General features: G+C 40.6%; 18 protein-coding genes. 1 reads left to right on the forward strand and 17 read right to left on the reverse strand.

Translation table 11 applies throughout. The annotated features are described in order from the left end of the window. Nucleotides 1–90: 90 nt before the first annotated feature. Nucleotides 91–2,322 carry a formate C-acetyltransferase gene (pflB, locus tag UE46_RS08335; RefSeq protein ID WP_036062306.1) on the reverse strand — a complete coding sequence of 744 codons (2,232 nt, stop codon included), beginning with the start codon at nt 2,320–2,322 and terminating at the stop codon, nt 91–93. A gap of 366 nt (nt 2,323–2,688) precedes the next feature. Further along, nucleotides 2,689–3,606, reverse strand: coding sequence for a LysR family transcriptional regulator (locus tag UE46_RS08340; RefSeq protein ID WP_051493030.1), 918 nt, complete (start codon nt 3,604–3,606; stop codon nt 2,689–2,691). Between the two features lie 109 nt (nt 3,607–3,715). Between UE46_RS08340 and UE46_RS08345 the strand changes: the two genes are divergently transcribed. Further along, on the forward strand, nt 3,716–4,288 hold the full coding sequence (locus UE46_RS08345) for a DapH/DapD/GlmU-related protein (protein WP_233230915.1): 573 nt from the start codon (nt 3,716–3,718) through the stop codon (nt 4,286–4,288). A gap of 63 nt (nt 4,289–4,351) precedes the next feature. On the opposite strand, the gene UE46_RS08350 is transcribed toward UE46_RS08345, so the two are convergent. From UE46_RS08350 to yfmF, 15 genes are all read right to left on the reverse strand, one after another. Next, nucleotides 4,352–5,206 (reverse strand): ribokinase, encoded by an 855-nt coding sequence (locus UE46_RS08350; protein ID WP_036062308.1) that lies wholly within the window; start codon nt 5,204–5,206, stop codon nt 4,352–4,354. An 11-nt stretch (nt 5,207–5,217) separates the two neighbouring features. After that, nucleotides 5,218–5,763, reverse strand: coding sequence for a glycerol-3-phosphate responsive antiterminator (locus UE46_RS08355; RefSeq protein WP_036062311.1), 546 nt, complete (start codon nt 5,761–5,763; stop codon nt 5,218–5,220). A gap of 19 nt (nt 5,764–5,782) precedes the next feature. Next, nucleotides 5,783–7,633 (reverse strand): DNA mismatch repair endonuclease MutL, encoded by a 1,851-nt coding sequence (gene mutL / locus UE46_RS08360; RefSeq protein ID WP_118907538.1) that lies wholly within the window; start codon nt 7,631–7,633, stop codon nt 5,783–5,785. Between the two features lie 20 nt (nt 7,634–7,653). Beyond that, complete coding sequence (mutS, locus tag UE46_RS08365) at nt 7,654–10,245, reverse strand: DNA mismatch repair protein MutS (protein ID WP_036062421.1); 2,592 nt, start codon at nt 10,243–10,245, stop codon at nt 7,654–7,656. Nucleotides 10,246–10,386: 141 nt separating this feature from the next. Next, on the reverse strand, nt 10,387–10,743 hold the full coding sequence (locus UE46_RS08370) for a YlbF/YmcA family competence regulator (protein WP_036062313.1): 357 nt from the start codon (nt 10,741–10,743) through the stop codon (nt 10,387–10,389). Between the two features lie 16 nt (nt 10,744–10,759). Next, nucleotides 10,760–11,560 carry a TIGR00282 family metallophosphoesterase gene (locus UE46_RS08375; RefSeq protein WP_036062314.1) on the reverse strand — a complete coding sequence of 267 codons (801 nt, stop codon included), beginning with the start codon at nt 11,558–11,560 and terminating at the stop codon, nt 10,760–10,762. 69 nt (nt 11,561–11,629) lie between these two features. Continuing rightward, nucleotides 11,630–12,127 (reverse strand): GNAT family N-acetyltransferase, encoded by a 498-nt coding sequence (locus tag UE46_RS08380; protein WP_036062315.1) that lies wholly within the window; start codon nt 12,125–12,127, stop codon nt 11,630–11,632. A 129-nt stretch (nt 12,128–12,256) separates the two neighbouring features. Continuing rightward, complete coding sequence (gene rny / locus UE46_RS08385) at nt 12,257–13,819, reverse strand: ribonuclease Y (protein ID WP_036062319.1); 1,563 nt, start codon at nt 13,817–13,819, stop codon at nt 12,257–12,259. A gap of 353 nt (nt 13,820–14,172) precedes the next feature. After that, complete coding sequence (recA, locus tag UE46_RS08390) at nt 14,173–15,219, reverse strand: recombinase RecA (RefSeq protein ID WP_036062322.1); 1,047 nt, start codon at nt 15,217–15,219, stop codon at nt 14,173–14,175. A gap of 266 nt (nt 15,220–15,485) precedes the next feature. Further along, nucleotides 15,486–16,748, reverse strand: a complete 1,263-nt coding sequence (locus tag UE46_RS08395; RefSeq protein ID WP_036062324.1) for a competence/damage-inducible protein A — start codon at nt 16,746–16,748, stop codon at nt 15,486–15,488. A 111-nt stretch (nt 16,749–16,859) separates the two neighbouring features. After that, nucleotides 16,860–17,438: a CDP-diacylglycerol--glycerol-3-phosphate 3-phosphatidyltransferase gene (pgsA, locus tag UE46_RS08400; protein WP_036062325.1), complete on the reverse strand. Its 579-nt coding sequence runs from the start codon at nt 17,436–17,438 to the stop codon at nt 16,860–16,862. A 90-nt stretch (nt 17,439–17,528) separates the two neighbouring features. Then, the gene (locus tag UE46_RS08405) at nt 17,529–18,464 is read right to left on the reverse strand and encodes a helix-turn-helix domain-containing protein (RefSeq protein ID WP_036062326.1); all 936 of its coding nucleotides are present in this window, start codon (nt 18,462–18,464) and stop codon (nt 17,529–17,531) included. A gap of 32 nt (nt 18,465–18,496) precedes the next feature. After that, entirely contained in the window at nt 18,497–19,231 is a 735-nt protein-coding gene (gene ymfI, locus UE46_RS08410; protein ID WP_036062330.1) for an elongation factor P 5-aminopentanone reductase, read from the reverse strand. A gap of 104 nt (nt 19,232–19,335) precedes the next feature. Beyond that, complete coding sequence (gene yfmH, locus UE46_RS08415) at nt 19,336–20,619, reverse strand: EF-P 5-aminopentanol modification-associated protein YfmH (protein WP_118907539.1); 1,284 nt, start codon at nt 20,617–20,619, stop codon at nt 19,336–19,338. Continuing rightward, a complete protein-coding gene (gene yfmF, locus UE46_RS08420) occupies nt 20,619–21,896 on the reverse strand; it encodes an EF-P 5-aminopentanol modification-associated protein YfmF (RefSeq protein WP_036062332.1) in 1,278 nt (425 codons plus the stop codon). The genes yfmH and yfmF overlap by 1 nt, the downstream gene beginning before the upstream one ends. Between the last annotated feature and the right edge of the window lie 205 nt (nt 21,897–22,101).

The raw sequence follows: 22,101 nt of genomic DNA on the forward strand, positions 1-22,101 counted from the left end.
AAGCGAGTACCGAAGCGGAATGTACGACTGTACATGAGCATCGGAACGGAGCTTTTAACGACGAAGATTAGCGTTTCTCGTTTTGCTGACTTACATAGATTCGTGCATAGTGCGGTGTATCACATCTAATTGTTGTTCACGTGTTAATTTAATGAAGTTAACAGCGTAACCAGATACACGGATTGTTAATTGTGGGTATTCTTCTGGATGATCCATCGCATCAAGCAATGTATCACGGTTGAAGACGTTAATATTTAAATGATGGCCCATTTTTGTTGAATAACCATCAAGCATAGCTACTAAGTTGTTAATTTGTGATTCATCTTCGCGACCTAATGCTTTTGGCACGATCGAGAACGTATTCGAGATACCATCTTGTCCATATTCATATGGAAGTTTTGCAACGGATGATAGGGAAGCTAAAGCGCCTTTTGTATCGCGACCGTGCATTGGGTTTGCTCCTGGTGCGAATGGTTCGCCAGCACGACGTCCGTCTGGTGTGTTACCAGTTTTCTTACCGTATACCACGTTAGAAGTAATAGTAAGAACAGATGTTGTGTGAACAGAATCACGGTACGTTTTGTGTTTTCTTACTTTTGTCATGAATGCTTTTAGTAAGTCAACAGCGATTTGGTCTACGCGATCATCGTTGTTTCCGTATTTAGGATAGTCGCCAATAATTTCAAAATCAACAGCGATGCCATTTTCGTCACGGATTGGTTTTACTTGTGCGTATTTGATAGCACTTAGTGAGTCAGCTGCAACAGAAAGTCCAGCGATACCAGTTGCCATTGTACGTAAAACATGTGTGTCATGTAAAGCCATTTCAAGACGTTCGTACGCATATTTATCATGCATGTAATGGATAACGTTTAATGTGTTTAAATAAAGTTCTGCAATCCATTCCATCATTTCGTCATATTTAGCGACTACTTCTTCATAATCAAGCACTTCTGATGTAATTGGTTGGAAAGCTGGTCCAACTTGTGCTTTTGATTTCTCATCTACGCCACCATTGATAGCATAAAGCAATGTTTTCGCAAGGTTCGCACGTGCGCCGAAGAATTGCATTTGTTTACCGATACGCATTGCGGATACACAACATGCGATTCCATAATCGTCGCCCCATTTAGGACGCATTACATCATCATTTTCATATTGGATAGCGCTTGTTTTGATAGACATTTTAGCACAGAATTTCTTGAATCCTGATGGTAAATGAGTCGACCAAAGTACGGTTAAGTTTGGTTCAGGAGCTGGTCCTAGGTTGTTAAGTGTATGCAAGAAACGGAATGAGTTTTTTGTAACAAGTGGCAAACCGTCTTCTGAAATACCGCCGATTGATTCTGTTACCCATGTTGGATCTCCAGAGAACAATTCGTTGTAATCAGGCGTACGAGCAAATTTAACAAGACGCAATTTCATGATAAAATGATCCACAATTTCTTGTGCTTCTACTTCTGTTAATGTACCGTTGCGTAAATCGCGTTCTACAAAGATATCAAGGAAAGTAGATGTACGGCCTAAACTCATTGCTGCGCCGTTTTGTTCTTTAATTGCTGCAAGATAACCGAAGTATAACCATTGGAAAGCTTCTTGTGCAGTTGTAGCTGGTTTAGAAATATCAAAACCATGTTGTGCTCCCATTTGTTTTAATTCAGCTAAAGCGCGAATTTGTTCATTGAGTTCTTCACGTAAGCGAATGATATCATCGCTCATTGTACGAAGACCAGTATTTTTAAGATCTTTTTTCTTTTCTTCAATAAGGCGATCTACACCGTATAAAGCAACGCGACGATAGTCACCGATGATACGTCCGCGTCCGTAAGCATCTGGAAGACCTGTGATGATACCAGATTTACGAGCTGCACGCATTTCGTCATTGTAAGCATCGAAAACGCCTTGGTTATGCGTCTTGCGCCAATCTCTGAAAATACTTGAGATTTCTTTGTCTACTTCATAACCATAAGCTTCACAAGCAAGTTCTGCCATACGAATACCGCCAAATGGTTGTAGGGAACGTTTGAATGGTACATCTGTTTGAACCCCTACTACTGTTTCTAAGTCTTTGTTTAAGTATCCAGGTTCATGTGATGTAATAGTAGATACGATTTTTGTATCCATATCTAAAACTCCGCCGTTATCCCGTTCTTGCTTTGTTAAATCCATAACTTGATCCCATAATTGCGATGTTGCATCTGTAGGACCTACAAGGAAACTATCATCACCATCGTATAATCTGTAGTTTTTCATAATAAAGTCTCTTACGTCGATTTCGTTTTCCCAATTACCACCTGTAAATTCAAACCATTGTTCTTTCATCACGGAAACCTCCTACGTTTCATTGTTCGTCTATGAGCGTTAAAAATTGAGCAAAGTTATTTAGTAACTTCTATACTGTTATCATACCACAAAATAAAAATAATGCTACAGTTTTCACATATAAATTTTAATTTATTTCTAATGAAATAAAGTGCTTTCATTACTTTAATGGCGCTAAGTGATTGGTATCACAATGTTTGTTAGATTATCATGATTATTAAATAAGTACGAAAATAATTTAACTGAAACATTGTAATATTTCTGTACTATTAAAAAATCATTTTACTGTTGTAGTACAGCTGTATAATCATGATTCCTGTATCAAGCGTAGAATTGTTGCTATGCTTAGCTTCTTTGCTAACTGTTTCAAATGAGCGATACAGCACTATTTTCAGTCCCTCCATCCCTATTACCAGTGACCTCTATTAATTTTTCTAGAAAAACGGTAGATGCTTTTGAAAGTACCTTATCTCGCTTCCAGATGAGGCGGATATCTTCATATAATTCTGGCATCAACGGTCTAAAACATAGCTCGCTACCTCCTGTAGTATTGATTATCTTATCAAGACATAAAGCATATCCGACATGCTCTTCTACAAGTAAAGAAGCATTATATAATAAGTTGTAGGTGCCCACGATGTTATACTCATCAAGATTCGTATTTAACCATTCAGACAGTTTATCAGCTACCCCAGTTTGATTAGATGTGATCAAAGGTACGTTTTTAATATCGCTTGCTCTTATACTGGTTTTCTTGGCTAAGGAACAATCTTTTCTCATCAAAACGCCCCACTGATCTCTCGTATGTAGGTTTAAAGTGCTGTATTTTTGTTTTGCTATTGGCCCGATAATCATTCCGAAATCCAACAGCCCATTATCCAGTTTTTCAAGTAGTTGTTCGGCATTTCCACTAAATAAATGAACGTGTACATCTGGATAATTAGCTATTAATTCTTTCGCTACTTTCGCGATAAGCCTCATGCCATCGCTTTCTCCACCACCGATATATATGTCCCCTCTGATTTTTTCTGCTTTTTTTATATTCGATGCTGTTTTATCGATCATGGCGACAATTTCCTTCGCTTGATTTACCAAGTATAGACCATCTTCTGTTAAGCTGATTTTTCTATTCCCACGTATAAATAGGATTACTTCTAGTTCTTCTTCCAACTCTTTTAATTGTCTCGATAAGGTTGGTTGTGAAACATGTAATATTTTAGCTGCAGCAGATATGTTTTCTTCATGGGCAACGGCTAAAAAATAGCGCAAGACACGTATGTCCATATTACCGCCTCCTATACTTTTTAGTTATCGTTAGTGATTTGTTATAGGTATTTGTTATTTTAAAGATAACACTTTATGATTAGAATAACAATATGAGAAAGGAAGTTTTATGATGAAGAAAAATAGTTTGAGTCAGGATATTACAAATAATTTGCTCCAAATAGATGATCCGATTTTTAAAGAGATAGATGCGATTGTGGATGAAAACAGATCCAAACTTCTCCGCTTGAATACTACGGACCTTTCTAAAGAAGAAGTACGAGCCCTATTGTCTGATATTACAGGTAGGGAAATTGATGCTTCTTTTTCTATTAACTTACCGTTTTATACAGATTTCGGGAGACATATTCACATAGGTCGGCATGTCTTTATTAATTGTGGCGTAACCTTTACTGATTTAGGTGGTATCACACTAGAAGATCACGTCTTAATTGGACCGGGGGCTTCCCTCATCAGTGTTAATCATCCAGTTGATCCTGCGCTGCGTAGAGGTATTATTGTAAAACCGGTCCTCATAAAGAGGAATGCCTGGATTGGAGCATGTGCTGTCGTTCTTCCTGGTATCACTGTTGGCGAAAATGCGATTGTAGCGGCGAACGCAACGGTTACTCGGGATGTTCCACCAAACACAATTGTGGCGGGTACTCCTGCGAAGATTATTAAAGAAATTCCCATAGAGTAAGGTTGTTTTCTCTGCAAAAAAAAGCGAACACGGATGAAGTTTCCTCCACCAACATTCGCTTGTTTACTTCGTATTGGTTATATCCTCTAAGTTCGGCATCCCAACTTGAGCGCCAACTTTGGTTGTGCTCTGCGCGGCGGCTTTATTGGCGAATTGAACGGCGTCTGGTAATGATTCGCCATTTGTCATCGCCACAGCAAAAGCACCGTTGAACGTATCGCCTGCCCCAGTTGAATCTTTTACTTCTACACTCACAGCTGGAATAACTTCTTTGCCGCGTGAGCGATGGATGCGGACGCCTTCTTTCCCTCTGGTTTCAAGAACCGCCTCTGTTTTTTGCTGTAAAATATCAGCTGGTAATTCCTTGAACTCGCTCTCATTCGGCGTCAAGTATGTGATCTTTTGTAAAAATGCCACAGGAAATTGTTCTACTGGCGCCGGATCAAAAATAGTTGGTACGTTATGTTTTAACGCCACCTCAACTACTTTTTCAATCACGTGAAACGGAATCTCGTTTTGTAACAAAACAATCGAAGCAGCAGGAATGATCTCTTCTAGTGGTAAATCATCTGGCCAGTCATTATTTGCACCTGGTGAAACGATAATTCGGTTATCGCCATGTTCCCGCAAAATCAGCGCAAGTCCCGTCGTACTTTTCACACTCCGAACATGTGTCACATCTATGCCAAAAGAATTGAGATTAGCAAGTGCGTCGGCACCAAAAGCGTCGTTGCCGATCATACCTACCATCATCACATCACCACCGAGTTTAGCGGCAGCAACGGCTTGATTGGCACCTTTCCCACCAGGTGAAATAACGGCATCCTGTCCTTTGATCGTTTCGCCAATTTCAGGCATTCCTTTTAGATCGGTTGCGATATCCATGTTAATACTTCCAATAACAACAATTTTCCCCATCTTGAAACCCCTCATTTCCATAGTGATTTTTGAGATGTCGTGATAGCCGTTGCTTTTGCTGCTAATATGTCGTCTACTTGCTGCTGCGTTGTGATAAGGCCGCCCGCAATGACAGGTATGTGTAGTAATTCGGTCATTTGCTCAATCATTGTTGGCAAAATCCCTGGCAAAAGTTCAATATAATCTGGTTGGATTTTCTGAACGAGCGCGGTTCCTTTTGTAAAAGCGCTGGAATCGAGCATAAAGAGCCTCTGAATCGCGATGACCTTATGTTGCTTTGCTTTTTGAATGACATTGGCGCGTGTAGAAATGATTCCTGCTGGACGAATATCTTGGCATAAAAAGTCTACTGCATATTCATCATTTTTGAGCCCATTAATTAAATCAGCGTGTAAAAGTACTTTTTTTCCGCCGGATTCGGCAAGTTTAACAAGGGATTTCAACTGACCCACTTGTGTTTCTAGCATGACCATATATTCCGCATCTAAACGAAGTATTTTTTCTACATCTCGGTGGTTATGTGCGGCGGGTAGGATTGTTTGACCGTGAAACGACATCTATTTCTCTCCTTTAATTCTACATAATCCGTTTAAACATTTTTTCAAGTTCATAAGTGGAATAATGAATAATAACGGGTCGGCCGTGTGGACAAGTGAATGGATCGCTTGCTTCTCGTAATGTGTCCAGCAACGTCTCCATATCCTCTTGCGTCAAGTAATGATTAGCCTTGATCGATTTCTTGCAACTCATCATAATCGCAGCATCTTCCCGCAATTTATGAATGCTAATCTGCGGTTTATGCAACGCCTCATCTAATATATCACGCAATGTGCTCTCTTCCTCACCTTTAGGAAGCCACGTTGGATATTCGCGGATAATAAAGCTATTTTGTCCGAAATTTTCTAGAAAAACGCCTACTTCTTCTAATTTCGCTTTTTGATCGCTTAATTTGATAAATTCATCAGTGGAAAAATCAAGCACAATTGGGACTAGCAACTGCTGTAACTCACGGTCCACTTCCCCAATTTTCTCACGATAAAATTCGTACTTGATGCGTTCTTGTGCGGCGTGCTGATCTATTAAGTACATGCCGTTTTCATTTTGCGCAACGATGTAGGTCGCATGCACTTGGCCTACAGGGTACATTTTAGGAATTCGCTCGGCCTTTGGTGCTGGAGCCTCTATTGGTGTTTCTACTTCATATGTTGCCATCTCCTCATTGATGAAAAGTGGTGGCTCATCTGGGATAGAATCGCTTGTTGGCAAGTCTGACCTCGATTGTGTGGCAGTAGAATAGCTTGGCGTAAATGTAGGCGCTGATTTCGCCGGTTCGCGTGTCTCTTCCGCTGATGACTCTTCTTTTTCCTGTCCATCGAAATTCATCGCTATTTGCTCAGAAACAAGCTTTTGACGTTTGGAAAGGGTTCCTTCTGGTATAAGTTGTTCTTTATGAAAAACTGCCTTTAATGTGTCCGCAATAAATTTACCGAGTTCTGCTTCTTTACTTAGACGAACTTCGAGCTTTGCTGGGTGCACATTCACATCAACAATCAGCGGGTCCATCTCGATTTGGAGAATTAGAATTGGAAAACGTCCGATTGGGAGTAATGTATGGTAACCTTCTTGAATCGCACGAACGAGCGCATAGTTTTTAATGAATCTGCCGTTTACGATCGTTGAAATGTAGTTACGATTGGAACGATTGATTTCGGGTAGTGCTGCGTATCCAGTTAATTTGAAATCGAGCGACTCTGCTTGGATTGGCAACATTTTTTTCGCGACAGCAAGACCATAGATTGAAGCCATAACTTGCTGTAAATCGCCGTTTCCGTTTGTTTTAAGTAAGCTTTTCCCATTATGCGAAAACCGGAAACTGATCTCTGGGTGCGATAATGCCAGCCGATTCATGATATCGGTAATATTGCCAAGCTCCGTATGCAAACTCTTTAAATATTTCAACCTCGCTGGTGTATTGAAAAATAGATTAGAAACTTGGATCTCCGTACCTTTTCTCGCTTGGGCACTATGCTTTTCGATTTCTTTGCCGCCTTCTACGATAATTTTAGTACCGGCACCTTCTCCTGTCGCTGTGGTCATTTCAAGACGAGACACTGAAGCGATACTCGGAAGTGCTTCACCACGAAAACCGAGTGTATGAACGCGAAATAGGTCGTGTTCATTTTTAATTTTACTCGTGGCATGACGCTTGAACGCAACAGAAACTTCTTCGGCCGTAATCCCAATGCCATTATCAATAATCGTAATCTTATTTAAACCGCCTTCTTCGACAAGTACATCAATGACGGTGCTTTTAGCGTCGATGGCATTTTCAACAAGTTCTTTTACGACGGAAGCAGGGCGCTCCACAACTTCGCCAGCCGCAATTTTATTGGATAATGCATCGGTTAGTTCAATAATTTGGGGCATCTTACTTCACCTAACTTTCATTATTGCTTTACTTTCTTCTGTAAATCATAGAGTGTTGACATCGCATCCATCGGCGTCATGTGCATCAAATCAATGTTTTTGATCATTTTGATGAGCGTTTGTTCTTGTTTTGTGCGCACGGACTTCTCTTCTATTGGGAACATCGATAATTGCACTTCCTCATGAACTTCTGGAGCTTTGGTGACTTCTGCTGGAACGATGATCTTCTCCTCGGAACTTTCTAGCTGTTCTAAAATGTGGCGAGCTCGGCCAATCAGTTTTTCTGGTAAGTTCGCGAGCTCGGCGACATGAATACCGTAACTTTTGTCAGCGGGGCCGTCTGCAATTTTATGGAGGAAAACGACTTTACCATCCTCTTCTACCGCGCTTACGTGAACGTTATGCATGCCTGGCAATGTTTCGTCTAAGATCGTCAGTTCATGATAATGCGTGGAAAATAGTGTTTTGGCATGCACTTCTTCATGAATGTATTCGATAATCGCTTGTGCCAGCGCCATACCATCATACGTTGCGGTTCCACGACCGATTTCATCAAATAAAATCAGACTGTCCGCGGTGGCATTCACGATCGCATTTCTGGCTTCGAGCATTTCAACCATGAACGTACTTTGCCCAGCAATTAAATCATCCGCTGCACCTATCCGCGTGAAAATTTGATCGAAAATTGGTAGCGTCGCTTGCTCGGCAGGGATGTAACAGCCGACTTGCGCCATAATCGCAGTCAAAGCAATTTGGCGCATATACGTGCTTTTACCAGACATATTCGGGCCTGTGATCAATAACATACCACGGTCTTCATTCATCACACAGTCGTTCGCTACGTAGCTCTGCGTCCCCATTACTTTCTCCACAACAGGATGGCGACCTTGAATGATTTCTAAATGACCCTCTTTATTCATGATTGGCTTCACGAAATGATTGTTTTCACTGATATTCGCAAAACTTTGCAAGCAGTCTATTTCGCTGATCACTTTCGCTAGGTGTTGCAAACGTGCAATGTATTCTTTTACCGTCTCACGTACTTCAATAAATAGTGTATATTCTAACTCGATACTTTTTTCTTCTGCGTCTAGAATGAGGCGTTCTTTTTCTTTTAAATCGGGCGTAATGTAGCGCTCGGCATTGGTTAACGTTTGCTTGCGCTCATATCGATTTTCTGGAAGAGCCGCAATGTTCGCCTTCGTCACTTCAATATAATAGCCAAAAACGCGGTTAAAACCTACTTTTAACGACTTAATTCCTGTAAGTTCACGCTCTTGCTTCTCGAGTTCTGCAATCCACGTTTTCCCATTACGGCTGGCATCACGATATGTATCAAGCTCTGCGTTATAGCCATCCTTAATAATACCGCCTTCGCGAATCGAAATCGGTGGGGACGTGTTAATTGAACGTTCTAAAACATCCGCAAGCGTATCACATGGATCGATTTCGTCAATAATACGCGTCAGATTCGGCTGATTCATTGATTTTAGCGTCTCTTTCAACAGTGGAACTTGATAGAGGGAGTGCTTCAATTGAATTAAATCACGCGCATTCACGTTTCCATATGCTACCCGACCTGCTAAACGCTCCAAATCATACACTTGTTTCAACTGTTCCATCAATTCCATCCGCTCGAAATAATGATTGATGAAGCTCTGAACATCTTGTTGGCGCGCTTCGATTTCATCTAAATGAATAAGCGGGCGATCGATCCATTGTTTCAGCAGACGTCCACCCATTGCAGTTTTCGTTTGATCAAGCAACCAGAGTAGCGTACCTTGTTTACCTTTACCGCGAATGGACTCTGATAACTCCAAATTTCGTTTGGAATAGTAGTCCATTTTCATATATTGGCTTGTTTCATAGTGCACCGTTTTTTGTAAATGAGATAAATCACGTTTTTGCGTATCGATAAAGTAATTGAGCAGCTTGGCGATCGCTTTTTTCTCAATCGGATGAATCGTGTTCGTTATTAAAGCGTGATAGCCGTCTGGAAGCTCATTGTTGTTTTCATAGGAAATAAACAGCCCTAACTGCTCACGAACCGCCTCTGGAAAAGCCTCGCTGAACTCAATCCCAACGACCATTTCCTTCGCAGACAGCGTTGTCAACTCATTGATCAAACGGTCTTCACCGAGTGGAAGCACCGTCGATTTCAATTCTCCCGTGGATAAATCGCAGTATGCAAAGCCGTATTCCTTGTCTTCATGCTGATAAACCGCCGCGATAAAATTATTTTCTTTTTCCTTCAAGCCTTTTGATTCCATCATCGTTCCCGGAGAAATGAGCTGGACAACTTCGCGTTTTACCATACCTTTTGCAAATTTTGCATCTTCTACTTGTTCACAAATAGCAACCTTGTAACCTTTGTCGATCAACGTATCAATATAACCCGCCGCCGCATGGTAAGGGACGCCACACATTGGAATCGGATTGTCCGTATTTCCCGCGCGAGCCGTTAAGGTAATCTCTAAAATTTGCGACGCTTGAATGGCATCTTCAAAAAACATTTCGTAAAAATCTCCCAATCGGAAAAATAGAAATGCATCTTTGTAATTTTCTTTAATCGCTAAATATTGCTTCATCATCGGCGTAACTTCTACTGCCATTCCAATCAACCCTTTTTCTCTTTGTTTAAAAGTTATTTTGTCTTTATATTATAGCATAAACGGAGTGAATTCATGAAGAAAGTCGGTAGAAAGAAACGATGCAACAAAAAGCGCGTGGCTAATCGTTGCATCGTTACATGGTTATTTCTGAAGCTCGGAAGTTACTTTATGACTAATTTCATATGTGATCGCCTGCAGTAAGTCATTTGCCTCTTCCTGCGCACGTCTGAATTCTTGAACAATCGGTAAATGGTCAATTTCTGCTGTGAGCGAATCGATGTCGTCTTCTGTTTTTTTGACTGCACCAAATTTTTGATAATGTTCTAGATTCACTGCTTCTTTTTGCAGTTTCTTAATATCGCCTACTTTTGCCGCTACTTTTTGGTTCGTATTGATCTTAGCCTCTGCCGCGCGGTAAAATTCGACGGCTTCGGTTTGTTGAAGCGCCTGTTTTAGCTCATTTGCCTTCGCGATAATTTCATCTTTTTGATAGGTCATGGAGCCAAACACCTCCTTAATTCGTAAACGGGTTGTCTTCGTTGATCAAGATTCGTTCAATTTTCGTAGCGCGCCCTGTCGTGTCGTTAATGCTGATCATGCAACCAGATAGGACAGCACGACCTGTTTTAGGAACTTCAAAACGAGAAGGCATCGCAGTTAAAAATCTACGCAAACTAGCTTCTTTATCCATGCCGAGAATACCATCATAGGGGCCAGTCATTCCAACATCTGTTAAATAGGCTGTTCCTTGTGGCAAAATCCGATTATCCGATGTTTGAACGTGTGTATGCGTACCAACAATAGCGGTTACGCGGCCATCTACATACCAACCCATCGCTTGCTTCTCACTCGTTGTTTCAGCGTGAAAATCAACAAAAATAATATTGGTGCGCTCGGATGCTTCGGCGATCAGCTCATCCATTTTGCGGAAAGGATCATCCAAATCCGACATAAACACGCGCCCTTGCATATTAATAACCGCTACTTCCACTTGGTTGCTCTTAATAAAAACAAGTCCAGTTCCAGGCGTTGTCTCCTCTGGGAAATTCGCTGGTCGAACTAAATATTTGGCATCATCAATAAACTCAAAGATGTCACGGTTATCCCACGCATGATTTCCAAGCGTCACCGCGTTTGCACCTTGTTCTAAAAACTGTTTGTAAATTTTTTCTGTAATTCCACGTCCTGCAGCCGCGTTTTCTCCATTAATCACGGTAACCGTCGGGCGGTATGCTTTCTTTAATTGTGGTAGGTATTCGGTGATCATATCTCGACCAATCGAACCCACAACATCACCAATAAATAATAATTCCATGCATCGTGCTCCTCACTAAAATACTCTATATCTATCCATTATACCGCTAAAAGCGCGAAAATGCCCGTTCTATTTTCCAGTGACTCCACTTCTTCGTTCCAATAAGGCCACATCTCGAAAATTACCATCCATTTCGCCTAATTTTTCATGGATACACATCTGCTTAAAGTCAAACTTCTCATGCAACCCGATACTCGCTTTATTCTCAGGAAAAACAAGAGATTGCAACGTCCAAAAACCGGCTTTTTCACTTTCCGTTATCGTATGTTCCATAAGCGCTGTCCCAATTCCTTTTCCAGCGGCAGACGGGTCTAAATAAATACTCAGCTCTGCAACACCACGATAAGAAGGCATCGCGGAGAAAGGAAGTAACGCAGACCAACCTATAACCTGGCCGTTGTCTATCACAACAAAGCGGCAATCCTCTAAATATTTGTGATCCCACGCCTCATAGTTTGGGACCACTTTTTGAAATGTCGCATTTTTCCCGTCGATTCCTTTTTGATAAATCGCCGCTACATCCTTATAATTATTTTTTTGAAAAGTTCTGATTTCCCAAGCTCCCATTGTAAAACGCCCCTATCATTTCGTATTACTGCATATTATAGCCTTATTTCTTGAAATGAATCAAGTCCGTTGCATCAAAAAACGCGCAGTACCGAAAGTTCGATACTGCGCGTTTGGCGTACATTGTGATTATTTCGCGTATTCAACAGCGCGAGTTTCACGGATAACAGTCACTTTAATATGACCAGGGTATTCCAGTTCTTCTTCAATCCGTTTTCTAATGTCTCGTGCTAAACGATAAGAAGCAAGATCATCGATAGAATCAGGTTCTACGATAATACGAACTTCGCGTCCTGCTTGAATAGCGTAAGATTTCTCTACACCTTCATAAGACTCGGAAATTTCTTCTAATTTTTCTAAGCGGCGAATGTAGTTTTCCAATGTTTCACTACGAGCGCCTGGTCGAGCGGCTGATAAGGCATCTGCGGCTGCTACTAAAACAGCGATAACAGACGTTGCCTCTGTGTCTCCATGGTGAGAAGCGATACTATTAATAACAATATCATTTTCTTTATATTTCGTAGCAAGTTCTACACCAATTTCAACGTGACTTCCTTCAATTTCATGATCAATCGCTTTACCGATGTCATGTAGGAGTCCAGCACGTTTGGCCATTGTAACGTCTTCCCCAAGCTCGCTAGCTAAAATTCCCGCTAGTTTTGCAACTTCTAATGAGTGATTCAAGACGTTCTGCCCGTAACTTGTACGGTAGCGTAAACGGCCAAGAATCTTAATTAGATCTGGGTGAATCGAATGAATTCCAACTTCGAATGTGGCTTGTTCTCCAACTTCGCGAATATGTTCGTCAACCTCTTTACGAGCTTTGTCGACCATTTCTTCAATCCGTGCTGGGTGAATTCGTCCATCTTGTACGAGTTTCTCCAAAGCGATTCGCGCGATTTCACGGCGAACAGGATCAAATCCGGAAAGGATAACTGCTTCTGGTGTATCATCAATGATTAAATCGATACCAGTGAGTGTTTCCAAAGTACGAATATTACGGCCTTCACGACCAATAATACGACCTTTCATCTCATCATTCGGTAGATTTACAACGCTTACCGTCGTTTCAGCAACATGATCTGCCGCCGAGCGTTGAATTGCTAGAGAAAGAATGTTTTTAGCTTTCTTATCCGCTTCTTCCTTCGCACGAGTTTCCGCTTCTTTTACCATAACTGCTGTATCGTGTGTTAGTTCCTCTTCTACTTGGCCTAAGATAACGCTCTTCGCCTCGTCTTTCGTAAGGGCAGATATTCTTTCTAGCTCTACTTGTTGTTTTTCGATCATCTCTTCTACTTTGCTTTCCTTTTCTTCAATTTGTTGTTGTCGTTTACTGATACTCTCCTCTTTTCTTTCAAGAGTTGCTTCCCTTTTACTTAAAGAAGTATCTTTTCTGTCGAGGTTTTCCTCCCTTTGCAATAAGCGGTTTTCTGATTTTTGTAGTTCTGCTCTTCGCCCACGAAGTTCATTTTCGATTTCAGTACGTAACTTATGATTCTCCTCTTTCCCTTCAAGTAACGCTTCTTTCTTCAAGGTTTCTGCTTCTTTCTTAGCGTCTTCCGTGATTAATTCAGCCGTACTTCTAGCAGCCACCAATTTCTTTTGGGAGCTTGATTTATAAATTAGAGAACCAACAACCAGACCGACGATTAAGAAAAGCAAGCTGGAGATGATTGTGATTACGATTTCCATCCTTACACCTCCTTTGCTATTCAATTCTTTTTAATGGTTATGTCGGTTGTCAGATAAACTTCTGACACGCGTGTATTTTTTCATTTTTAAATGTAAAATATACAACTTAATTCTATAGGTCAATCCATGTATTGTCAAGGAAAGCGCTAAGATGTAAACGGAATCAAGATCGGTTATTTTAAAAGCTGTATCTCGTATGCTTTCTTTAGTAGTTAGACTTGTTTCTATTTAGGTCTTTATAGGTATCGATTGTAACATTTTAAAAGTAACGAAGCCTCTTTTTCATTTCCAAAAATAAATATTATGCAAAACAAAAATGCTATCCTATAGGGGATAGCATTTTTGTTTTGTTATTAGTCTTCATCCAGTAAATTAATCTCTTCAGCTGGAATGTCTTCCGTTAAATTCGGTTTTACGTCTATTTCGTATTCTTGACGAACACGTTTAGAGACTTCATCACGAACTTCTGGGTGTTCTTTCAGGTATTGTTTTGCATTCTCACGGCCTTGGCCAATACGTTCTTCATTGTAAGAATACCATGAACCACTCTTATTAATAACGTCTATTTCAGATGCCATATCAACAAGCTCACCTTCACGTGAAATACCGAAACCATACATCATGTCAACTTCCGCAACACGGAATGGTGGTGCTACTTTATTTTTAACCACTTTGATCTTCGTTTTATTACCGATGATATCTGTGCCTTGTTTCAATTGCTCTGCACGTCTTACTTCCAGACGAACTGTCGCGTAGAATTTAAGTGCACGTCCACCAGGTGTGATTTCTGGGTTACCAAACATAACACCAACTTTTTCACGAATTTGGTTAATGAAAATCGCGATGGTTTTAGATTTGTTGATTGCCCCCGATAGTTTACGTAGTGCTTGGGACATTAAACGCGCTTGTAAACCAACATGGGAATCTCCCATTTCGCCTTCGATTTCAGCACGAGGTACAAGTGCCGCTACAGAGTCAATGACTAGAATGTCAACAGCTCCACTACGTACGAGTGCTTCTGCGATTTCTAATGCTTGCTCCCCAGTATCTGGTTGTGAAAGAAGTAGTTCATCGATGTTAACGCCTAGATTCTTCGCATAAGCTGGATCAAGGGCATGCTCAGCATCGATAAAAGCTGCCGTTCCACCTTGTGCTTGTACTTCTGCAATGGCGTGCAAGGCAACAGTTGTTTTACCTGAACTCTCTGGTCCGTATACTTCGATGATACGTCCACGTGGATAGCCACCTACTCCAAGTGCGATATCGAGGGCTAAAGAGCCACTAGAAATCGTAGAAATATTATGATCTGATTGTTCCCCTAACTTCATAATGGAACCTTTACCGAATTGTTTCTCAATTTGTTTTAAAGCCTGGTCTAAGGCCGCTTGACGATCACTCACATTATTGCCTCCTAGTCTTTATCTATAATATCTAATTATATAAAAACAATCTCATTTTTAATGGCTGTTTTTACTGCCTATAGATACTATACCTTATTTTTTAATGATATACAAGCAAAAAGCGAATATTTGTTCGTATTTTTTTATAGTGCCTAATTTTGCGTTCTAACGTTTATTGTTCGCCTTGCCACTATGCCTTTATTATAGCCGTTTTCGGAGCATTCGTCTAACCTTTTCTTAAGGTTTGGTCAGCTGTTTTTAACCCCTTATTCTACTTTTTTATCAGATTTTTCGTCCAAAAAAGCTTTAATCAGCGCAAAACCTTCTTTTACAGCTCTGCGGCGATTATAATTGCGATCACGATTGAAGGTATAACGATAAGCTAAAGTTGGACTTCCCACGACACTAAGGCCAATCCAAACGGTTCCAACAGGGTTGCCCTCAAGTTCTTCAGGGCCTGCAACACCAGTGAAACTTATGCCAATATCAGTATTGCATAGTTCACGAATGTTATCGGCCATTTCAATCGCACAAGCCTGACTCACAACACCTTCTTGTTCGATTGTTTTTTTCGATACGTGAAGTAATTCGTGTTTCATCTCTGAACTATATGTGACCATACCGCCTTTAAATATTTTCGAGATGCCAGTTGTTCCACCAAGTTCCGCTTGAAATAGACCCGCTGTAAGGCTCTCTGCAGCTGAAATCGTCATGTTGGCGTCCATAAGCTGTTGAATGACTAAATCGACCAGCGTGACCTCTCCAGAGCCGTATATGTAAGCTCCATCACGCTTGATAATCTCTTCTTCCGTCGCTTTGATCAGTTCTAGCGCTTCTTCTCTCGTTTTTGCAGACGCCGTTACTCGGATAACAACCTCATTTTCACCGGCATACGTTGCGATTGTAGGATTTGTCTGGTTCGCAATCATGTCTTTTAAGTCATCTGCAAGTTTCGATTCGCCAATGCCGAAAAAACGTATTATTTTGGATTCTAATATAATTTCACGTTCACTATTTTTGAGTAAAAAAGGTTTGGCATATTTCGTAAACATTGGTTGCATTTCAGATGGAGGGCCTGGAAGTAAAATGTACGTGTGAGCGTTTGCCTCCAAGAACATCCCTGCTGCAAAGCCAAAATCATTAGACAAAACTTGCGATCCTTCAATCACTTCCGCCTGACGTTTATTATTTTCAGACATCTTGTCTTCTCTGGCTGCGAAAAACTGCTCAATTTTTGTTAAATGATCCGCGTCATATACAATATTTTTCTTCAAATACTCAGCTAACACTTGCTTGGTGATATCGTCCTCTGTGGGTCCAAGTCCTCCTGAGAAAATCAAGATATCACTTCTACTTTCGGCAATTTCAATAACTTTCTTTAAGCGTTCTGGATTATCGCCAACAACCGTATGATGGTACACGTAAACGCCACATTCGGCAAGCTCCTTTGAAATAAATGCGGCATTAGAGTTCACAATTTGACCTAATAATAATTCGGTACCTACTGCAATAATTTCTGCACTACGCATGAAAACACGTCCTCTCTCTATTTTATATACTACAACTTCTATCTTGAAAATACTACTAGTTAAGATGCAAAAAAGCAACCTACCGACAAAATGGCAAGTTGCTTTCTCATGTTACATAGAACCTTTGAAAATGTTGCGGTTTTTATAGAAGTAATCCCAACCGGACCAGACTGTGAAGAAAGCACAGACGTATAGGAAGATAAGGTCTACTCGAATACCGGACCATTCAAACGGCCAGTTGTGCAATAATAATAATGGAATAGCGATCATTTGCGTGAAGGTCTTGATTTTACCAAGTTGTCCAGCTGCCATTACTTCGCCGCCTTCTACAAGGAGCAAACGCAAACCTGTAACCGCGAACTCACGACTGATGATAATGATGATAACCCAAGCTGGCGCGATATGTTGTTCGACTAAAATGATAAATGCCGCTGCTACCAATAGTTTATCTGCTAGCGGATCGGCAAACTTCCCGAAATTGGTAATTAAATTATGCTTTCGTGCTAAATGTCCGTCAAACCAATCGGTGAGTGCTGCAACAATAAAAATGATCGCTGCGATAATATTCGAAACTGGAATTGTCGAGTCAAGCCATGTAACTGAACCAAGGCCGAGTGGTGCCACACACAAAACGACAAAAATCGGAATTAAGATGATGCGGGCTACCGTTATTTTATTTGGTAAATTCATTTGTTCCATCCCTTCTTTTTTGAAAAAATATGTAATGCAGCGTGGCGATAAACGTCTTTCTATTTATCGCCACGCTGTATTTAAAACTATTTATTGTGCGCTACTATCAGAATCTGTACTAGTATCTGTACTCTCGGCAAGGTCGATCGTTAGCTTTTGAGTAATCGATTCTTTAGACAGTTCTGCTGCTTGATCATTGATTTTCATTGTAACAGGAGTTGCATTTCCAAGCGTTACTTTTGCAGATTTACTATTTGCTAAATCGAACGTTTGTGTTTCTCCGTCAGCAATAATGCCTCCAAAAATACTAGAGCCTGCGTCATCTGTTACTTGGATCCAACTTTCGCCACCAGATAGGGTGAACGTTAATGAAAGTTTTGTCGCATTGGTTACAGTATATGTTGTCGCATTGCCAGATGTTTCGGCTTTGACCTCTGTTTTCTTTGGTGTTTCTTCTTTTTTAGTGGTTGTGTCTTCTTTCTTTGTGTCTTTCTTCGTTGTTGTATCTTTTTTCGTGTCAGAACCACTTGTTGTAGAGTCATCCACTTTCACTGTCGCATCACCATTGCTCGTGTTCTTCACTTCATCACCTGTACCGCCGCTATAGATGGCGAAATACCAGATAACAAAGCCGATAACGACGATGAATAAGGCGATGAGGATCTTTGGAACTAACCCAAATACCGAGTGCGTCGTGTGTGGATTATCATTGCCTGGTTGGCTTGCTGCGAGCGGGGCACGTCGTTGTTGCGCACGTGTTATTTGCTCGTTTACAACCGTTTCTTGGCTTGTAGCAGGAACTTCATTCTCAAATTCTTGGAAAAGTTCTTCACTGTTTAAATCGACAGCTTCTGCATACTGCTTAATAAAAGCGCGCGCGTAGAATTTACCGGGCATCACAGCGTAGTTACCTTCTTCAATAGCAACTAGATAGCGTTTTTGAATCTTTGTTATTTGTTGTAGATCATCAAGACTGAGACCTTTTGTTCGCCTTGCATTTTTCAGTTTCTCACCTAGTTCGGTCAATATAAACACCTACCATTACATAAAATCTTTTCTTACCTCATAAACCAGCCACCGTTTAGACGCATCGTTTGTCCAGTGATATAACTTGCGCGATCGCTTGCTAAAAAAACAACCACGTCCCCAACTTCACTCGGTTTTGCAAATCGGTGCATTGGAATGTCCGCTAAAATCGCTGTCTTTTCTTCTTCGTCAAAAAGGTGATTCATTTTTGTATCTACCATTCCTGGAGATACTACGTTGACGGTCGTTCCTGATAAGGCTATTTCTTGCGCTAGTGCTTTACAAAAAGCAATTTGCGCTCCCTTCACAGCCGAATAAGCCACTTCCATCGCAGCCCCAACTTCTCCCCAGATAGAACTAATAAAAATAATTCTTCCAGACTCACTCTGTTGCAATTTCGGAATCCATTTCTGCAATAACTGCATTGGAAAATGAACATGGATATCCCATAAGTTCTTTAATTCCTGATCAGGCGTATCTTGAAATAAGCCATAATAGCTATTTCCAGCCGCATGTACAAATACATCTAATTGAAAAATCGATTCTTGCAATCGGGTAATCATGTCAGAATTAGTAAAATCAGCTTGTATCGGGATAACATCTACATGAAAAGAAAGCAATTCCTCTCGTAATAGCTGTATTGCCTGTTCGTTACGATAATAATGTAAATATAGGTGAAATCCTTCTTTTGCAAGCGCAATCGCGATCTCTCTTCCTATATCTCCACTCGCTCCAGTAACTAGCGCGTATTTCGTATCCTTATCCAAAGACGGCAAGTCCCTTCTATCCATTTCTTTCATCATAGCATGACTCGGCGCCAAATGCCATTTATTATTATAAAATTAGTAAAAATTTTTAAATCTGCACCTAATCACTCTGGTACAATTTGGAATGTTGTAACGCGATCCTCTAAATAAATACGTTTTAGAAACGCTTCTACATCGGCTACAGTCACGGATTCAATCGCTGGTAAGATATCAAAAAGAGAAGCATCTTCAAAAATATACTGTGAAAACTGATTAGCAATGAATTCTGGTGAATTGAGCGAGCGGAGGAACTGCCCCATTTTTTTACGCTTGATAAGCTCTAAATCTGCTTCCTTAAATCCTGTCACGAGCGCATTTTCTAATGTTTCTTTGATTTTTCTTTCTTGTAAATCAGGATCTTTTGCGTCTCCACCGATCAGAACGAAAGAGAAGCTATCTTGTAAACTATAATCAAAGCCGAATGAGTCATCGATAACGCCTTGATCGTAGAGTTCTAAATACGCATCGGAGGTCGTTCCGAACAGTAATTCCAACATAATATCAGCGGTCATTTCATGTTTTACAGCATCTATACCTCGGAGTAAGCCAATATCCTCTTTAATTGCTACCAAGTTTTTCGCAATCTGTACAGGAAATTTCAATGTTTTCTTTGGTACGGCAACGGATTTAGGTTCCTCTGGGAAATGACGTTTTACTGGTTTTGCAGGTGCAAATGTTTTCTTGGCTTGGTTATCGCGAACTTGATTGATCGCTTGTTTTGGATCGACATTTCCAACAATGAAAAGCACCATGTTGCTTGGGTGATAGAACGTATTATAGCATAGGTACAATAGATCTTTATCAATATCCGCAATGGATTCCACGGTACCTGCGATATCAATTTTCACTGGGTGATGATGGTACATATTTTCGATAGCTCCGAAATACACGCGGAAATCAGCGTCATCATCATACATTTGAATTTCCTGCCCAATAATGCCCTTTTCTTTTTCCACGGTTTCTTCTGTGAAATAAGGTTCTTGAACAAAATCGACGAGTGTTTCCAGGTTCTCTTCTACATTAGATGTGCTGGAAAATAAATAGGCTGTGCGAGTGAAAGAGGTGAAGGCATTTGTGAAGGCCCCTTTTTCACCAAATTTGAAAAATACATCGCCATCTTCTTTTTCAAATAATTTATGCTCTAAGAAATGCGCGATTCCATCAGGTACACGCGTATAGGAATCTTCGCCGAGCGGCACAAACTCGTTATCTATGGAGCCGTAATTCGTTGTGAAGATAGCAAATGTTTTACTAAACCCGTGTTTTGGCAGGACATATACTTGCAAACCGTTCTCTAGTTTTTCATAGTAAACAGCTTCTTTTAATTGGTCATAGCTTTGTTTATTCATTAGGATTCAGCTCCTTTGCTTAGGAAATAGATAGTGTCGAGTTCAAGTGATTGCACGGCAGCGACTACTTCTTCTTTTGTCACTTCGGAAATGCGTTTTAGCCAATTAGGTAGATCTAGGTTCGCTTTTTTCAATGTATTATTGTAAGTTAGCTCGATCAAACCTTGTGCTTGGTCGTTTGCTTCCAAAAGTTGATTCGTTAGCATTGCTTTGGTTTGTGATAGCTCATCTTCTGTGAAATCCCCTGTTTGCATTGCGGTTACTTGTTCTTTAATAATCGCAAGCGCTTGATCGTAATTTTTTTCATCGATACCAGCGGAGATAATCATGAAACCGTGAAATGAATCGATGCGGCTATTGGCGTAATAGGCCAGGCTTGCTTTTTCGCGCACGTTAATAAAGATTTTCGAGTTCGCAAAACCGCCAAGTAAGCCATTCGCAACTTGTAATGGCACGTATGCTTCTTCGCCAAATAAAATATTAGTTCTGTATCCAAGTACGAGCTTACCTTGATTGATGGACTGCGTTTCTTTCACTGTATTTACCTTTTTTGGGTGAACTGGCGGGATAATATCTAGATCTCGATATTCCCGATCTACAAACGGAAGTGCCTTCACAAGTGGGAGTACGTCCTCTTTTTTAACGTCGCCGCATATGAATAAATCGATCGTATCTTCCACTAAAAACTGTTGATAGTACTCATAGAGATCGGTAGCGCTAATAGTTGGAATGTCTTTTAGAACACCAAAAGCGCCATATTTATAATTCTCATCAGCAAACATAATTTCTGTTAAACGCTTGTTTGCGTAACGGATTTTGTCATCATATACACTTTCTAGACGCTGTTCTAAATTTTCTTTTTCACGAGCAACGGTTGTTTCATTAAAACTACCATTTTCCGCGTTCGGATTGAAAAGAATTTCTTGAATTAGTTCGAATGCTTGTTTAAGTAACGTATCGCCTTCTGGGACAAATTGACCGTCCACCATGTCTAGGACTGCCGTTATGATATGTTCGTTTCCTTTTTTATCAACAGACGTATAAAAGTTCGCACCGTATAAGCTCGCTAGTTCTTTTCGAAAAGCTGTTTGTGTTGGGTATTTCTTTGTATTGGTCTCGATTAAAGCGGCGATTAACGACCGTTTAGTAGAGGTTTCGCGCGTTAGTGGCGCTCTGAATTTAAAAACGATTTTATTGGATTTATATTTGTCAGAAGGAATAAGCGTTAACTGAATCGCTCCAACTTGTTCTTTATATTCCTGTTTTTGAGTGGTCATGAAAAATCCCTCCTTATTTGGCTTAGCACTACTCATTGTACCTTATTCTGGTGGGGTAAACAATTAGAAAGATCATAACCCTGATAAATAGGCAAAAAGCGCTCGCATTCAGGGAGTTTGGCGGACTTTCGGTTTTCACATACACCAGTATGCTCTACTTTCCAGCTTCCATCAAACTCCTGAATACAAACGCTCTCGCTCGATT

Origin of the sequence: Listeria weihenstephanensis, from assembly GCF_003534205.1 — a bacterium.
Lineage (GTDB): Bacteria > Bacillota > Bacilli > Lactobacillales > Listeriaceae > Listeria_A > Listeria_A weihenstephanensis.

Coding starts and splice junctions, on each gene's coding strand:
- pflB (WP_036062306.1), bottom strand. CDS start 2,322: ATGAAAGAACAATGGTTTGAATTTACAGGTGGTAATTGGGAAAACGAA.
- UE46_RS08340 (WP_051493030.1), bottom strand. CDS start 3,606: ATGGACATACGTGTCTTGCGCTATTTTTTAGCCGTTGCCCATGAAGAA.
- UE46_RS08345 (WP_233230915.1), top strand. CDS start 3,716: ATGATGAAGAAAAATAGTTTGAGTCAGGATATTACAAATAATTTGCTC.
- UE46_RS08350 (WP_036062308.1), bottom strand. CDS start 5,206: ATGGGGAAAATTGTTGTTATTGGAAGTATTAACATGGATATCGCAACC.
- UE46_RS08355 (WP_036062311.1), bottom strand. CDS start 5,763: ATGTCGTTTCACGGTCAAACAATCCTACCCGCCGCACATAACCACCGA.
- mutL (WP_118907538.1), bottom strand. CDS start 7,633: ATGCCCCAAATTATTGAACTAACCGATGCATTATCCAATAAAATTGCG.
- mutS (WP_036062421.1), bottom strand. CDS start 10,245: ATGGCAGTAGAAGTTACGCCGATGATGAAGCAATATTTAGCGATTAAA.
- UE46_RS08370 (WP_036062313.1), bottom strand. CDS start 10,743: ATGACCTATCAAAAAGATGAAATTATCGCGAAGGCAAATGAGCTAAAA.
- UE46_RS08375 (WP_036062314.1), bottom strand. CDS start 11,560: ATGGAATTATTATTTATTGGTGATGTTGTGGGTTCGATTGGTCGAGAT.
- UE46_RS08380 (WP_036062315.1), bottom strand. CDS start 12,127: ATGGGAGCTTGGGAAATCAGAACTTTTCAAAAAAATAATTATAAGGAT.
- rny (WP_036062319.1), bottom strand. CDS start 13,819: ATGGAAATCGTAATCACAATCATCTCCAGCTTGCTTTTCTTAATCGTC.
- UE46_RS08395 (WP_036062324.1), bottom strand. CDS start 16,748: ATGCGTAGTGCAGAAATTATTGCAGTAGGTACCGAATTATTATTAGGT.
- pgsA (WP_036062325.1), bottom strand. CDS start 17,438: ATGAATTTACCAAATAAAATAACGGTAGCCCGCATCATCTTAATTCCG.
- yfmH (WP_118907539.1), bottom strand. CDS start 20,619: ATGAATAAACAAAGCTATGACCAATTAAAAGAAGCTGTTTACTATGAA.
- yfmF (WP_036062332.1), bottom strand. CDS start 21,896: ATGACCACTCAAAAACAGGAATATAAAGAACAAGTTGGAGCGATTCAG.